General features: G+C 67.1%; 12 protein-coding genes. 2 read left to right on the top strand and 10 right to left on the bottom strand.

Annotation, left to right across the window (positions count from 1 at the left end):
* Positions 1-18: 18 nt before the first annotated feature.
* Genes BMZ97_RS09865 through uxaC form a run of 4 tightly spaced genes read right to left on the bottom strand, consistent with a single transcriptional unit; the run spans position 19 to position 3,372 of the window.
* A complete protein-coding gene (locus BMZ97_RS09865; protein ID WP_092167864.1) occupies positions 19-360 on the bottom strand; it encodes a cupin domain-containing protein in 342 nt (113 codons plus the stop codon).
* Positions 357-1,121 carry a 2-dehydro-3-deoxy-D-gluconate 5-dehydrogenase KduD gene (gene kduD / locus BMZ97_RS09860; RefSeq protein ID WP_092167861.1) on the bottom strand — a complete coding sequence of 255 codons (765 nt, stop codon included), beginning with the start codon at positions 1,119-1,121 and terminating at the stop codon, positions 357-359. The genes BMZ97_RS09865 and kduD overlap by 4 nt, the downstream gene beginning before the upstream one ends.
* On the bottom strand, positions 1,121-1,972 hold the full coding sequence (kduI, locus tag BMZ97_RS09855; protein WP_092167859.1) for a 5-dehydro-4-deoxy-D-glucuronate isomerase: 852 nt from the start codon (positions 1,970-1,972) through the stop codon (positions 1,121-1,123). The genes kduD and kduI overlap by 1 nt, the downstream gene beginning before the upstream one ends.
* Positions 1,969-3,372, bottom strand: a complete 1,404-nt coding sequence (gene uxaC, locus BMZ97_RS09850; protein ID WP_092167856.1) for a glucuronate isomerase — start codon at positions 3,370-3,372, stop codon at positions 1,969-1,971. The genes kduI and uxaC overlap by 4 nt, the downstream gene beginning before the upstream one ends.
* Positions 3,373-3,544: 172 nt before the next feature.
* Between uxaC and BMZ97_RS09845 the strand changes: the two genes are divergently transcribed.
* Both BMZ97_RS09845 and BMZ97_RS09840 read left to right on the top strand, forming a co-directional pair.
* On the top strand, positions 3,545-4,288 hold the full coding sequence (locus BMZ97_RS09845) for a GntR family transcriptional regulator (protein ID WP_244546321.1): 744 nt from the start codon (positions 3,545-3,547) through the stop codon (positions 4,286-4,288).
* A 218-nt stretch (positions 4,289-4,506) separates the two neighbouring features.
* Positions 4,507-5,889: an amidase gene (locus BMZ97_RS09840; RefSeq protein WP_092167854.1), complete on the top strand. Its 1,383-nt coding sequence runs from the start codon at positions 4,507-4,509 to the stop codon at positions 5,887-5,889.
* 124 nt (positions 5,890-6,013) lie between these two features.
* Here BMZ97_RS09840 and BMZ97_RS09835 read toward each other — a convergent pair whose 3' ends face one another.
* The 6 genes from BMZ97_RS09835 to BMZ97_RS09810 all read right to left on the bottom strand — a co-directional run bounded on the left by BMZ97_RS09835 (position 6,014) and on the right by BMZ97_RS09810 (position 14,219).
* Positions 6,014-7,414, bottom strand: a complete 1,401-nt coding sequence (locus BMZ97_RS09835; protein ID WP_092167851.1) for an FAD-dependent oxidoreductase — start codon at positions 7,412-7,414, stop codon at positions 6,014-6,016.
* A complete protein-coding gene (locus tag BMZ97_RS09830) occupies positions 7,411-8,013 on the bottom strand; it encodes a cysteine hydrolase family protein (RefSeq protein WP_092167848.1) in 603 nt (200 codons plus the stop codon). Before BMZ97_RS09830 ends, BMZ97_RS09835 begins: the two co-directional genes overlap by 4 nt.
* 116 nt (positions 8,014-8,129) lie before the next feature.
* Positions 8,130-10,190, bottom strand: coding sequence for a hydantoinase/oxoprolinase family protein (locus BMZ97_RS09825; protein WP_175525495.1), 2,061 nt, complete (start codon positions 10,188-10,190; stop codon positions 8,130-8,132).
* A complete protein-coding gene (locus BMZ97_RS09820; RefSeq protein ID WP_092167846.1) occupies positions 10,187-11,881 on the bottom strand; it encodes a hydantoinase B/oxoprolinase family protein in 1,695 nt (564 codons plus the stop codon). Before BMZ97_RS09820 ends, BMZ97_RS09825 begins: the two co-directional genes overlap by 4 nt.
* Positions 11,878-12,780, bottom strand: a complete 903-nt coding sequence (locus BMZ97_RS09815; protein WP_092167843.1) for an isocitrate lyase/PEP mutase family protein — start codon at positions 12,778-12,780, stop codon at positions 11,878-11,880. The genes BMZ97_RS09820 and BMZ97_RS09815 overlap by 4 nt, the downstream gene beginning before the upstream one ends.
* A complete protein-coding gene (locus tag BMZ97_RS09810; RefSeq protein WP_092167841.1) occupies positions 12,777-14,219 on the bottom strand; it encodes an MmgE/PrpD family protein in 1,443 nt (480 codons plus the stop codon). The genes BMZ97_RS09815 and BMZ97_RS09810 overlap by 4 nt, the downstream gene beginning before the upstream one ends.
* Positions 14,220-14,223: the final 4 nt, after the last annotated feature.

The raw sequence follows: 14,223 nt of genomic DNA, 5'->3' as shown, positions 1-14,223 counted from the left end.
CTGCCGGTCAGGCGAAGATCAAAGAAACTCCTCTCGCATCGGCGTGAAGGAATCGACGAGCTGCCCGGCCTCGACCGCGACGACGCCGTGGACGAGATCGGCAGGCACGAAGAAAGTGTCGCCGGCGATCAGGCGCTCGGTCCGGCCGTCGATGGTGACGTCGAAGATGCCGCTCTCGACATAGGACGCTTGCCGATGCGGGTGGCTATGCGTCTTGCCGACCGCGCCGGCGTCAAAAGCGACGCGCACGACCATCAGCTCGGGGCCATAGGCCATGATCTTGCGCTTCACGCCGGGTTCGGTCGGCTCCCAGGCCAGGGCGGCTTCGTGCTGGAAGAAGGCGTTGAGACGGTTCGTCATCGCGCCAGCCAACCTCCGTCGACGGGAAGGATCGCGCCATGCATGTAGGCTGCCGCATCGCTCGCCAAGAACACCGCCGCACCGCCGATGTCCGAGCGCTGGCCCCAGCGCGCGGCGGGAATGCGGGCGAGGATCGCGGTGCTGCGCTCCGGGTCGGCGCGCAGGGCTTGGGTGTTGTTGGTTTCGATATAGCCGGGCGCGATCGCGTTGACGTTGATGCCCTTGGCCGCCCATTCGCAGGCGAGCAACCTGGTCAGCCCGGCAAGCCCGCTCTTGCTCGCGGTGTAGGAAGCGACTCGGATGCCGCCCTGGAAGGAGAGCAGCGAGGCGATGTTGACGATGCGGGCGCCGCGGCCGGCGGCAAGCGCTGCCCTAGCGAAGGCCTGGCTGAGGAAGAACACCGCCTTGAGATTGAGGTTCATCACCTCGTCCCAGTCGGCTTCGCTGAAATCGAGCGCGTCCGAGCGGCGGATGATGCCGGCATTGTTGACCAGGATGTCGAGCGGGCCGGCAGTGGTCACTGCGCTTGCGATTGCCTCGGCCGCACTGCCGGGCTGCTGCAGATCGAGCTGAAGCGGTATGGCATTTCCACCCGCCGCCTCGATCAGCCCCAGCGTCTCGCTCATATCCGAGCGTCCTGCCGCGACGATCGTCGCTCCGGCTTCAGCCAGCGCCAGCGCGATGCCCTGGCCGATGCCGGTATTGGCGCCTGTGACCAGCGCGGTACGGCCTTCGAGCGAGAAGGGCGAGCGGCGGGTCATCAGCGCAGCGTGTCCACCGGTGCTGGGTCCATGTCGGTGAACTCGACATTGTCGCCGGCCATGGCCCAGACGAAGGCGTAGTTCGAGGTGCCGCAGCCGCAATGGATCGACCAGTTCGGTGAGATCACCGCCTGTTCATTGGCGACCAGGAGATGGCGGGTTTGCGTTGGCTCGCCCATGAAATGGAAGACGCGGTGGGCCGGGTCGAGGTTGAAGTAGAGATAGGCCTCCATGCGCCTCGTGTGAGTGTGGCAAGGCATGGAGTTCCAGACCGAGCCCGGCTCCAGCGCCGTCATGCCCATCACCAGCTGATTGGTGCCGGTGGTGTTGGGCATGATGTATTGCCGGATGGTGCGCTTGTTCGATGTCTCGACCGAGCCGAGATGGATGGTGTTGGCGTCGCTCTTCCGGATGAGCTGGTGCGGCGCCTCGCGATGCGCCGGGGCGCTGGTCAGATAGAATTTCGCCGGGTTGGCGGCGTCCGCGCTGGCGAAGGAGACCTCCTTCGCGCCCAGCCCGACATAGAGCGCGTCGAGATTGGGGATGTCGAAGCGCTGGCCGTCGACGGTGACGCTGCCTGCGCCGCCGAGATTGATCACGCCGAGTTCGCGCCGCGCCAGGAAGAAGGGCGTGCCCGTCGGCGCGAAGGGCTCGAGCGTCAGCGGCTTTGCCGCAGGCGTCGCGCCGCCGACGATCATGCGGTCGTAATGGCTGTAGGTCAGCGTGACCTCGCCAGGCACGAAGATGCGCTCGATCAGGAAGTCGTCGCGCAGGGCTTGCGTCTCATAGCGCTTCACGTCGCGCGGATGGGCTGCCTGGCGTTCGTCGAGCTCCTTCGTTGCGGAGGTCACAGCTTGTAGGCCTCCTTGGCTAGGCGGTAGGCGAGGTCATGGGCGACTTCGGCCGCCTCGTCCTCGTCGAGCCGGTGTTCGACGACGAGCTTGGCGAGATAGGTGCAGTCGCAGCGACGGGCGACGTCGTGGCGCGCCGGGATCGAGAGATAGGCGCGGGTGTCGTCGTTGAAGCCGACGGTGTTGTAGAAGCCGGCGGTCTCGGTGGTCAGCTCGCGGAAGCGCAGCATCGCCTCGGGCGCATCGAGGAACCACCAGCCAGGTCCGAGCTTCAGCGCCGGGTAATGCCCGGCCAGCGGCGCGAGCTCGCGCGAATAGCTGGTCTCGTCGAGCGTGAAGGCGATGACGGTGAGGTTGGGCTCATTGCCGACAGCGTCGAGCAGCGGCTTCAACGCCGTGACATAGTCGGTCTGGCGCGGAATGTCGGCGCCCATGTCGCGGCCGAACGCCTCGAACAGGCTGGCGTTGTGGTTGCGGAAGGAACCGGGGTGGATCTGCAGGACGAGCCCGTCATCGAGGCTCATCTTGGCCATCTCGGTCAGCATCTGGCCGCGGAAGAGGTCGGCATCCTCGGCCGAGGCCTTGCCCTTGGCGACCTTGGCGAAGAGCTTCTCGGCTTCGGCCTGCGAGAGGTTGGCGGTGCGCGCCGTGGCATGGCCGTGGTCCGAGGAGGTCGCGCCGCGTTCCTTGAAATAGGCCCGGCGCTTGCGATGGGCCTCAAGATAGCCGGTCCAGGCGAAGACGTCCTCGCCGGTCAATTCGCCGAGACTGGCGAGGTTCTCGGCGAAGCCCTCGAATTCGGGATCGACGACGCTGTCGGGCCTGTAGGCAGTGACGACCTTGCCGCCCCAGCCGGAGGCGCGGATCATGTCATGCCATTTCAGATCGTCGAGCGCGCCTTCGGTGGTCGAGATCGCCTCGATGTTGAAGCGCTCGAACAGGGCCCGCGGCCTGAATTCCGGCTGTTCGAGCTTCCCGGCGATGATGTCGTAGATCGCGTCGGCATTGGCGGGGGTTAGCCGTTCGTTGACGCCGAAGATGCTGGAGACGGCGTGCTCGAACCACAGCCGCGTCGGTGTGCCGCGGAAAAGATGCCAGTGGCTAGCGAAGAGCTTCCAGATGGCGCGGGGATCGCTCTTGGCCGGCTTGCCGCCCTTGCGGGCGATGCCGAGCTGCTCCAGCCGGACGCCTTGCGAATAGAGCATGCGGAAGATGTAATGGTCCGGCTTGACGAAGAGAGTCGCAGGATCGGGAAAGGCCTTGTTCTCGGCGAACCAGCGCGGATCAGTGTGGCCATGCGGCGAGATGATCGGCAGATCGCGAATGCCCGCATAGAGCCGCCGCGCGATGCCGCGCGTTACCGGATCGGCAGGAAAGAGGCGATCATCGTGCAACAACATCAAGCAAGACTCCAGCACGCACCGGCCAGGACAAGCCGAGTAGCGTCGGATAGATATACTAATATACTAGCGTGTCAAACCACGCCATGCTATCGCGATTGAGTGCTAGGGCAAGATTGCAGCGGCTTTGTGCAAAAAGGGAGTTTCGCCGGGCGTGGATGAGACGAGGGCGATGTCGGAGATAGCGAGTGCGCGGGAGGCGGCGGTCGATGCCACGCGGCGCGAGCGCCGGCCGATGCGCGGCGCCGGGACATCCTCCCGCCGCTCGACGGCGGCCTCGCTGGTGCAGGATGAGATGCGGCGCGCCATTCTCGCCATGCAGATCGCACCGGGCGCGGCTCTCGTCGAAAAGGAGCTGACGGCCCGTTTCGGCATCAGCCGCACGCCGGTGCGCGAGGCGCTGATCAAGCTGAAGGAGGAGGGGCTGGTCGAGGTCTTTCCACAGGCCGGCACCTTCGTGGCGCGGATCCCGATCGAGGCGATTCCGGAAGCCGTCTTCATCCGGCAGGCGCTGGAATGCGCCACCATCGACCTCGTCGCCGGCATCGCGACTCCGGAGATCGTGGCGCGGCTCGATGCGGTGATCGCGCGCCAGCATGAGGCTTTCGATGAGGGCGACCAGGAGCGCTTCCACCTGTTCGACGAGGCCTTCCATGAGACGATTGCGATCTGCGCGGGTTACCCCGGCATCTGGAAGCTGGCGCATGCCGCCAAGAGCCAGATCGACCGCTGCCGGCGCATGACGCTGCCGGTGCCGGGCCGGATGGAGATGGTGATCCGCGAACACCTCTCGATCGTCGATGCGGTGCGGCGCAAGGACGGCCCTGCAGCGCAGGCGGCCATGCGCAAGCATCTCGGCACATTGCTGCCGGACCTCGTCCATCTGCGTACGACGCATCCCGACTATTTCGTCTGACCGCCCTGCGCGGCGCGGAGCTTGCTAGAGGCGGGGATGACGCGCGACGCTAGAGCAGGATGCGAAAAAGTGGGAACCGGTTTTTCGCATTGATCCTGCTCTCGCTTTTAGATGAGAGACGGATTCAGATTTCAGACGGGGTCACTTTGTGACTCCGTCTGAAATCATCCGGCTCTAGCGTCGCCTGTCGCAGCCGAATCCAGGACGAGGACACCCCGATGACCAACCCCGCCGATCTGAGCGCGGCCGATCTGCTCGATGCCTACCGTGCCAAGACGCTCTCTCCCGTCGAAGTGACGGAGGCCGTGATCGCCCGGATCGACGCCTATGAGCCCAAACTTCGGGCGCTCTATGCCTATGATCCGACTGCCGCACTTGCTGCCGCCAGGGCTTCCGAGGCGCGTTGGTTCAAGGGCGAGGCTCTGCCTCTCGACGGCGTGCCGGGCACGATCAAGGAGAACATCGCGACCAAGGGCGTGCCGATGCCGATCGGGACGGCGGCGCGCGACCTCGTCCCAGCGACGGAGGACGCACCGGTCGCAGCCCGGCTGAACGAGGCGGGCTTCATCACGCTCGCCAAGACGACGATGCCCGACTACGGCATGCTCTCCTCCGGGCTCTCCAGCTTTCACGAACTCGCCCGCAATCCCTGGAACCTGGCGATGAACCCCGGCGGCTCCTCTGCTGGCGCAGGAGCAGCGGGGGCCGCCGGTTACGGCCCCTTGCATGTCGGCACGGATATCGGCGGCTCGATCAGGCTGCCGGCCGGCTGGTGCGGGCTCGTCGGCCTGAAGCCGAGCTTTGGGCGCGTGCCGATCGATCCGAGCTATTACGGCCGCGTCGCTGGCCCGATGACACGCACGGTGACCGACGCGGCGCTGATGATGCGGGAATTGTCCAAGCCCGATGCGCGCGACGGCATGAGCCTGCCACCGCAGGAGATCGACTGGCTGTTGCTCGACATCGATCTGAAGGGCCTGCGGATCGGCCTGCAGCTCGACCCCGGCATCGGCATCGAAGTCGAGCCGGAGACGAAGGCCGCGATCGAGGCGGCGGGCAAGGCCTTTGCGGCGGCAGGCGCGATCGTGACCTCTGCTCCGGCCTTCATGACGCGCAGCATGCTCGACGGGCTCGACGATTTCTGGAGCCAGCGCGCCTGGACCGATATCGGTGCGCTGACGCCGGAGAAGCAGGCTAAGGTGCTGCCCTATATCTTCCAATGGGCGGAACGTGGAAAGGCGCTCTCGGGCGAACGGGTTTATCGCGGCATGAGCCAGATGCTGGTGATCAAGGATGCGGCGCTGAAGCAGAGCGCGCCGTTCGATTTCGTGCTGTCTCCGGTTTCGCCGGTGCCGAGCTATCCGGCCGAACTCGCTTCGCCGATCCATGACCCGGATCGCCCTTTCGAGCATATCTGTTTCACGCTCCCCGCCAATATGTCCGACCAGCCTTCGATCTCGGTGCATGCCGCGATGACCAAGGGCGGTTTGCCGATCGGCTTGCAGATCACCGGACGGCGTTTCGACGATCTCGGCGTGCTGCGGATGGCGAAGGCGTGGGAGGAGATGCGTGCGCCGATGCCGGCGTGGCCTTCGCTCTAATCCCGTTTTCCCCGCGAAAATACACCGTCATTCTGGGCATCGCCCTCGGGTCCGATCTTCGATCGGCCCAAGGATAAACTCCGCGGAGCCCCGGGATGACGGTGGAGGTTCCGGAGTTCGATATTCAGACTGATGAAGAGGCTGCCGCCGCCCTGCCGGCAATCTCGCCTAGCGCGACGGCGGTCAGCAGGCCGTTGCCGGAAAGGTAACCCGAGGCCTGCGCGCCGGAGACGCCGACCGCCGCGCCGCCGCAGGCGTGGAGATTGGGGAAGGCCCGGCCGTCCTTGTCCAGGACGCGGGCGGCGTCATCGACGCGCAACCCGCCCTGGGTGTGGAACAAGGCGCCGGTGACGCGAACCGCATGGAATGGCGCTGCCAGCGGCGGCACATTCGGGAAGTCACGGCCGAAGCGATCCTGCCCCTCGCCACGCTTCAGCGCCGCGACCTCGGTTGCAGTCGCCGCCAGCGCGGCTTCCGGCAGGCCGATCTTCATGGCGAGGTCTTCGATCGAGGCCGCGCTGACGATCGCGCCTTGCGCCTCGGCGTTCTGGAAATCCTCGAACTGGCGGGCGATGCCGGCGATGCGGGCATCGAAGATCGTCCAGGCCTTGCCTGCGGGCTGGCGCAGTACGGTGGCGGCCTGTTCGGAATAGCCATGGCTCTCGTCGGAGAAGCGCTCGCCCAAGGCGTTGACCTGAAAGCCGCCCTCCATGATCGTCGCCCAGCTGATCAGGATGCCATGCGGCTGGGCGACCGAGCCATGGCCCTGATGGCCCGACATATCGACGAGCTCCGCGCCGAGCTGCTCGCCCCAGAGCACGGCGTCGCCCTCATTGCCGGAATGGCCGAACCAGAGCGCTTCCGCCATGTGCGGGATGTGGCGCGCCACCAGAGCGCGGTTGCCGCCATAGCCGTTACAAGCGAGCACGAGCGCCTTGCAGCCGATCCTCTCCTCGCCGCCATCGGGACGCCTGCCGGCGATGCCGGCGATTGCGCCATCTTCGGTCCGAAACAGGGTGGTGGCGCGAAACCCGGTCAGGATCGGGATCTCCTGGGCCTCCACGGCCTCGCGCAGACGGTCGATCAGCTCCGAGCCGGTGCGCTTGGGCAGGCCGTGCATGCGCCGGGCGGAATGGCCGGGATAGGAGAAGTTGGTGATGACGTCGAAGGGCAGGCCGTGCCGCTCGGCGAGCCATTCGAGCACCGGTCCGATGCGCTCGGCCAAATGCTCGACCATCGCGGCATCGGGCTCGTGATGGGCCTTTTCGAGGATGTCGCGGGCGAACAGGGCCGGGCTGTCCTCGATGCCGGCCTCACGCTGGAAGCGCGTGCCCGCGGCGGGGATGAGCCCGGCCGAAAGCGCTGTGGAGCCCGAGGGCACCACGTCGCGCTCGACGATGACGACCTCGGCGCCGGCCTCCTTCGCGGCGAGCGCGGCGACGAGCCCTGCCGCGCCTGCGCCGATGATCAGGACATCGGCCTCCGCCTCGAAGGCGATGCCGTCGACCGGGCGGACAGCGTTCATGGCGCGGCGACCTCCGCCATCACGCCGGCGATCGTAGCGATACTGGCAACGGGTTTGAGCGCGGCGATGGCCTCTGCATGCATCGCTTCGGTCGGGGCGGCGCAGCCATCTTCCAGCACGGTCACGTCGATGTCGCGGACATGGGCGTCGCGCACGGTGGAAGCGACGCCGCCATTGGTGACGATGCCGCAAACGATCAGGTGCTCGATGGCGAGCTTGCGCAGCAGCCATTCCAGCCTGGTCTGGTAGAAGGCGGAATAGGCGATCTTCTCGACCGCGACATCGATGGGTTGCAGGGTGTCGACGACCTGATGGCCCCAGCCGCCGGGCAGGAAATCGCCCCGGCGCAGGAAGGGCCGCATCTGGAGGAGATGCGGCGAGATCAGCGGCTCGCCGCCGCGCCCCGGCACCAGGGTGAACTGGGTGGCGGCGACAAGCCCGCCCTTAGTGCGGATGAGGTCGGCCAGCGGCTTGAGCTTGACCGGCAGCGCCTGTGCCTGCGGCGAGGCGGCCTTGCCGCGCGCATAGGCGCCATCGGGATGGATGAAGTCGTTCTGCAGATCTACGATCAGCAAGGCGGTGTGGGCGAGAGGCGTCATGTCGCCGACCCCTCGTCATTGCGAGCCAAGCGAAGCAATCCAAGAGGGCGTAGGGCTCTGCCGCCTCTGGATTGCTTCGTCGCTGCGCTCCTCGCAATGACGTGAAGGGTCATGGCTCAGCTCCTGAGGATCACGAGGTTGCCCAGCGCGTCGACCTCCGCCGTCAGGCCGGGATCGAGCAGGATCGTGGCATCGGATTGCTCCAGCATAGCCGGCCCCTCGATCCTGGCGCCGACCGGCAGATCGAGCCGCGACCAGATCGCCGTCTCGCGCCACTCGCCGTCGAGATAGACTTGGCGCGCGCCACGCCGCGCTGCTTCCAATGTTGCACCAGTGGCCGGCGCCAGTGCCGTCAGGTCGAAGGCCGGACGACGGCCGATCGCAGCGGTGCGCAGCGTGACGATGCGAACGGGGATACCCGGCAGCAGCCTGCTGAAAGCTGCGCCATAGGCCTTGTCGAAGGCCTCCCGGATGATGGCGCCGGTCACGCCGGTGCGCCCCTCTGTGAGCGTCACCGGCAAGGGCACCGCGACCGTGTGGGTCTGCCCGAGATAATGCATGTCGAGCTCGTAGAGCACATCGATGCGCTCGACGCTCAAGCCGGCATCGGCGACGATCGCATGGGCCTCTGCGCCCGCCTCGACCATGCGGGCGTCGAGGGCGGCCGCATCGAGCCCGTCGAGCATCAGATTCACCGTCTGCACGCCGTCATGGCGGATATCGGCGATGACGCAGCCGAGCGCCGAGGTGACGCCCGGGAAGCGTGGCACCAGCGCGCCGCGCAGGCCGACCTCCTTGATCAGCGCACCCGCATGGAGCGCGCCGCCGCCGCCGAAGGGCATGGCCAGGAATTTTGCCGGATCATGGCCGCGCTCGATCGAGACCAGCCGGATCGCGCCGGCCATGCGGGCATTGGCGATCTTCACGATCGCTTCCGCCGCCGTCATCACGTCGAGGCCGAGCGGTTCGGCGATCTTGAGGCGGATCGCCTCACGCGCGGCGTCGACATCCAGGCTCTGCAAGGTGCCGAGCGGTTTCGAGCCGTCGATGCGGCCGAGCACGAGATTGGCGTCGGTCAGGGTCGGGCGGTCATTGCCCCCACCATAGCAGACCGGGCCGGGGCGCGAGCCCGCACTTTCCGGCCCCACTTCGAGCAGGCCGCCGGCATCGACGCGAGCGATCGAGCCGCCGCCGGCGCCGATTGTGGTGATCTCGATCATCGGCGTGCGGATCACCATGCCGAAATCGATCGTGCTCTGGGCGGCGAGTGCCGCTTCTCCGCCCGCGATCAGCGAGACGTCGAAGGAGGTGCCGCCGAGATCGCCGGTGATGACATCGGGGAAGCCGGCGGCGCGGGCGATCGCCGCGGCGGCGATGACGCCCGCTGCCGGGCCCGACAGGGCGGTGCGGACGGGGAGCTTGCGGGCGGTGGCCGTCGACATCACGCCGCCATTGCTCTGGACGATGTGGAAGCGGCCGGTGAAACCATCCTGCGCCAGCGCATCCTCCAGCCGGCCGAGATAGGAGCCGACCAAAGGCTGGAGCGTGGCATTGAGCGCGGTCGTCGAGGCGCGCTCGAATTCGCGGATCTCGGGCAGGATCGCGCTCGAGCAGGCGAGGTGCTCGTTCGGCCAGACCGTGCGGGCCGCTTCCAGCGCGGCGCGTTCATTGACGGGGTTGGCGTAGGCGTTGATGAAGATGATCGCCAGCGCCTCGCAGCCTTGGCGCGCGAGTGTCTTGGCGGCCTCGCGCACGGCGTCAAGATCGACAGCCTTGCGGATCGTGCCGTCGGCAAGCGTCCGCTCGGGCACCTCCAGCCGGTTCTCGCGGCTGGCGGCGGGCGTGAAATCGCCCCACAGCCCCCAGGTCTGGCGGCGGTCACGGCGGCGCATCTCCAATGCGTCGCGGAAGCCCGGCGTGGTGATGACGCCGACTTTGGCGCCCTTGCGTTCAAGCAGGGCGTTGGTGCCGACGGTGGTGCCGTGGACGATCGAGGCGAGGCCGGAGACAGGGCCGAAGGTGGTCAGGCCTGCAATGAAGCCCTTGGCCTCGTCGCCACGCTGCGACGGAACTTTGGCGACGCGGAAGCGCTTTTCCGCCTCATCGAACCAGAACAGATCGGTGAAGGTGCCGCCGACATCGACGCCGACGACGGCTTTGGGGGAGGGGGAGATCATCGTCCGGCCTCCAAATCCACGCCATACTGCGCTTGCGCGGCCTCCGCACTCACATAGCCGTTCGCCACATCGCGCCGCACCGCGGCCGCATCGCGCTCCCTTGGCTCGCCATAGCCGCCGCCGCCGGGGCTTTCGAGCCGGACGCGCTGCCCTTTGGCGATGTGGATGTCGGTGATCTTGGTGACGAGCGGCGGCGATGTCGGGCCGTCCGGGCCGTCATAGACAAAGCGGTTCATCGCCGCCGGGCCGCCCCCGGCGACACCGAAGGGCGGGAATTTGCCGCGCTCGCCGAGCAGGAAGACATCGGCGCCCGACTGCGCCAGCGCCTCGATCTCGTAGATCGCGCCACAGCCGCCGCGATGACGGCCGGCTCCGCCGGAATCGGGCCGCAGCGCCCATTGCGTGAACATCACGGGATAGGCGGCTTCGAGGATTTCGGCCGGCGGGATCGTCGCGGTCGAGATCGGATTATTGCCGTGGTTGAGGCCGTCGCCTTCGGGGTTGCCGCCCAACCCGCCGCCGAAGAAGGAGAACATCACGAAGCGCGAGCCGTCGTCGCGATGGCCCGCCAGCGAGAGCGCGTTGATGGTGGCATAGGGCGAGCCATTGGCGCGCTCGGGCGCGATCTGGGCGAAGACGCCGAATACGGTGTCGATGACGCGCAGGATCGTCTCGGTGTAGCCGCCGACGGGCTTGGGCGCCTTGACGCCGAGCAGCGTCGTGTCGGGGATGATGAAGCTGATCGGCTTCAGCACGCCGGCATTGGCGGGGACATGCGGGAAGATGTGCTTCAGCGCGACATAGCAGCAGGCGACCGCCGTGGAGTAGGCGATGTTGAGCGGCCCCTGGCAGGGCGGGGCCGAGCGCGAGAAATCGAGCGTCATCAGATCGCCCGCGATCGTCAGATCGAGTGCGATTCTGAGCGGGGTGTCGGTGATGCCGTCATTGTCGAGGAAATCGTCGAAGGAGTAGCGACCGTCCGGGAGGGCTGCGATCTCGGCGCGCATCAGCGCCTCGGCGCGGGCGCTGAAGGCGTCGAGCGCGGCATCGACTGTCGGCACACCGTAGTCCGCCAGGAGCGCATCGAGGCGCTGCTCGCCGAGATCGAGCGCGTTCAACTGGCCGTTGAGATCGCCCCAGTTCGATTGCGGCAGGCGCGAATTGGCATTCAGGATCTCGACGATGTCGTGCTGGAATTCGTACCTGCGCACAAGCTTCACCGGAGGAATGCGGAAGCCCTCCTGAAAGCTTTCCGTCGCCTTCGCGTTGAAATTGCCGGGCACATTGCCGCCGACATCGAGCCAGTGGCCGACGGAGGCCAGCCAGCAGAACAGTTTGCCGTCGCGGAAGATCGGCCGCACCAGGCGCATGTCGTTGAGATGCGTGCCGCCCTCATAGGGGTCGTTGAAGAGCCAGGTGTCGCCGGGGTCGTTGGCGGCGCCAGCCTCGACCCGGTCGATCACGGCCTTCACCGCGAAGGCCATGGCGCCGACGAAGATCGGCAGGCCGGACGTACCTTGCACCAGGGTGGCGCCGGTCGTGGCGTGGTAGAGGCCGTGGCAGGCGTCATGCGCCTCGGCGATGATCGGGTTGAAGGCGGAGCGGTAGAGCGTCGCGTCCATCTCGTTGGCGATCTGCTCCAGCCGGCCCTTCAGCACGGCGAGCGTGACGGGATCGAGCGTCATGGTCATGCCTGCTTGCTCTTTTCGGCCGCAGCGATGATCTGCTCGGCTTCATAGCTCCGGCCGGCCGCGATCATCTGCGGCGTGCCGATCACGGCGTTGAGCTGGTCGAAATCGAACATCTGATTGCGGAAGGCGTCGGTCGAGCCGTCGCGCTTCAGCGTGCCGTAGAAGTCCTGGGCGGCGCGAGCGAGCGCCCGCACGATGCCGCCGGGGAAGATGACGAGCGAGAAACCGAGCGCCTCCAACTCCTTTGCCGATTTGATCGGCGTGCGCCCGCCCTCGACCATATTGGCCATCAGCGGCGCCAGGCCCTTCAGCTCGGCGGTGACGCGGCGCAGTTCGTCGGCGGAGCCCGGCGCTTCGACGAAGAGCATATCCGCGCCGGCCTGCGCATAAAGATGAGCGCGTTCGAGCGCGGCTTCGAAGCCCTCCACCGCGATGGCATCGGTGCGGGCGATGATCAGTGTTTCCTGCGAGGCGCGGGCATCGACGGCGGCCTTGATCTTGCCGACCATCTCGGCGGCCGGGATCACGCCCTTGTCGGCGAGATGGCCGCAGCGCTTGGGAAAGCTCTGGTCCTCGATCTGCAGGGCATTGGCGCCGGCACGCTCGAACAGGCGCATGGTGCGCTGCATGTTGAGCGCATTGCCATAGCCGGTATCGGCATCGACGATCAGCGGTGTCGCGATGCGGTCGCGGATCATGGTGATGGTGTCGGCAACCTCGGCCATCGAGACCAGGCCGATATCGGGCCGGCCGAGGCGGGTATAGGCGATCGAGGCGCCGGAGACGTAGAGCGCCTCGAAGCCGGCTGCCTCAGCCAACGAGGCGGTCAGTGCGTCGTAGACGCCAGGCGCCAGCACGATCTCCGCCTGAGCGAAGCGCGCCTTCAGGGAGAGGGTCATGATTGGTGTCCGTTCGGGATAGCGGGCGCGGCTGCGAGCAGGGCGTTCAGCGCGTCGAGTGTTCGGGCCTGCGGCAGGGCATCGATTTGGGCGAGGATCGCGGCGGAATGAGTCTCTCCCCAGACCGGTCCGGCGAGATCGAAGAATTTCTCGCGAATCTCGGCTTCGCTATAGGGATCCTCGGTGTCGCCGCGATTGGTCAGCGCTTCCGCTTCCAGCACACGGCCATCGGTCAGGGTGATCGTGACCTTGGCCGGGCGCAGCGCCGGCAGCTTGGCGGTCGCGGCCTCGTCCTCGCGGACGAAGACGCGGCGAGCGAGGTCGCAGGTGACGGGTTCGAGCCGCGCCGGTTCGCGGAAGGCCTCGACGGTCGCCGCACCGTGGACGATCGTGGTCGCGATCGAGAAGGGCAGCGAGAACTTCGCCGCCAGCATGTTGTGCGGCTCCTGGCCGGCGAGCTGCGCCGCCCAGATATAGGTGCCGACATCGATGCGGGCGATCTGCTCCGGGGCGATGCGGCCGCCCTCGCTGGCCACGATCCGGCTGAGCGCATCGAGCGCGCCATGATTGTAGCGACAGCAGGCATGGCGCTTGAAATAATTGCGCGCGATCTCCCAGCGCTGCCCCAGCGCCTCGGCCATCACGTCAGGCTGCCAATGATCGGCGATGACCGAGCCATAGACGGTGCCCAACCCATCGGCTTCGCCGGTGAAGCCCGAGGCGACCAGGCCATCGACCATCAGGCCGATCTGGTTGGAGAAGCCCGCGAACGTATTGCGGACCGTGCCACCCTCCAGCATCGTCCGGCGGCTGGTGGTGAGGCCGAGCGAGGAGGCGACGTTGATCGTCTCGATCATCGCGGCGGCATCGCGCTTGTGCAGCCAGGCGATGGCGACGGCGGCGCCGACCGTGCCCCAGGTACCATGCGGATGCATGGTGATGCGCAGTTTTGAGGCGATGCCGATGCGCGCGCCGATCTCGTAACCGAGCGCAATTGCGGTGATCACATCCTTGCCGCTCGCCTTGGCCTGGACAGCTGCTGCGAGCACGGCCGGCACGACATGGATGCCGGGATGGCCGCGAGCGAACTGGTTGCCCTCGTCGAGCTCCAGCATGGTGCCGGCCGTGCCGTTGAGGAAAGCGGCGAGGCTTGGGCTTGCCTTGCGGCCGCTGCCGATGACGGCCGCGCCCGAGACGTCGTCGGGGGGGGTGAGCCGGTTGGAGAGTGCGATCGTCTCCGGTTCCTGCGCACCGGCGGCGATGGCGGCGACCGAGTCGGCGATGACCTGAACGGTGCGCGAAACGACCTCGGACGGCAGTTGCTCGAAGCGCAGATCGGCGCAGAAGGCGGCGAGCTCGTCGAGCCAACCCGGCGTGGCGGGGCGCTGCATCACGGGTTCGGCGCGGGGCTGGGCGCTGACGGCGGCGTTTGCGTTCATAACG

Source organism: Allobosea sp. OK403, from assembly GCF_900113835.1.
Taxonomy (GTDB): Bacteria; Pseudomonadota; Alphaproteobacteria; order Rhizobiales; family Beijerinckiaceae; genus Allobosea.
This window is presented reverse-complemented; position numbering and strand designations above follow the sequence as displayed.

Coding starts and splice junctions, on each gene's coding strand:
- BMZ97_RS09865 (WP_092167864.1), bottom strand. CDS start 360: ATGACGAACCGTCTCAACGCCTTCTTCCAGCACGAAGCCGCCCTGGCC.
- kduD (WP_092167861.1), bottom strand. CDS start 1,121: ATGACCCGCCGCTCGCCCTTCTCGCTCGAAGGCCGTACCGCGCTGGTC.
- uxaC (WP_092167856.1), bottom strand. CDS start 3,372: ATGTTGTTGCACGATGATCGCCTCTTTCCTGCCGATCCGGTAACGCGC.
- BMZ97_RS09845 (WP_244546321.1), top strand. CDS start 3,545: ATGTCGGAGATAGCGAGTGCGCGGGAGGCGGCGGTCGATGCCACGCGG.
- BMZ97_RS09840 (WP_092167854.1), top strand. CDS start 4,507: ATGACCAACCCCGCCGATCTGAGCGCGGCCGATCTGCTCGATGCCTAC.
- BMZ97_RS09835 (WP_092167851.1), bottom strand. CDS start 7,414: ATGAACGCTGTCCGCCCGGTCGACGGCATCGCCTTCGAGGCGGAGGCC.
- BMZ97_RS09830 (WP_092167848.1), bottom strand. CDS start 8,013: ATGACGCCTCTCGCCCACACCGCCTTGCTGATCGTAGATCTGCAGAAC.
- BMZ97_RS09825 (WP_175525495.1), bottom strand. CDS start 10,190: ATGATCTCCCCCTCCCCCAAAGCCGTCGTCGGCGTCGATGTCGGCGGC.
- BMZ97_RS09820 (WP_092167846.1), bottom strand. CDS start 11,881: ATGACCATGACGCTCGATCCCGTCACGCTCGCCGTGCTGAAGGGCCGG.
- BMZ97_RS09815 (WP_092167843.1), bottom strand. CDS start 12,780: ATGACCCTCTCCCTGAAGGCGCGCTTCGCTCAGGCGGAGATCGTGCTG.
- BMZ97_RS09810 (WP_092167841.1), bottom strand. CDS start 14,219: ATGAACGCAAACGCCGCCGTCAGCGCCCAGCCCCGCGCCGAACCCGTG.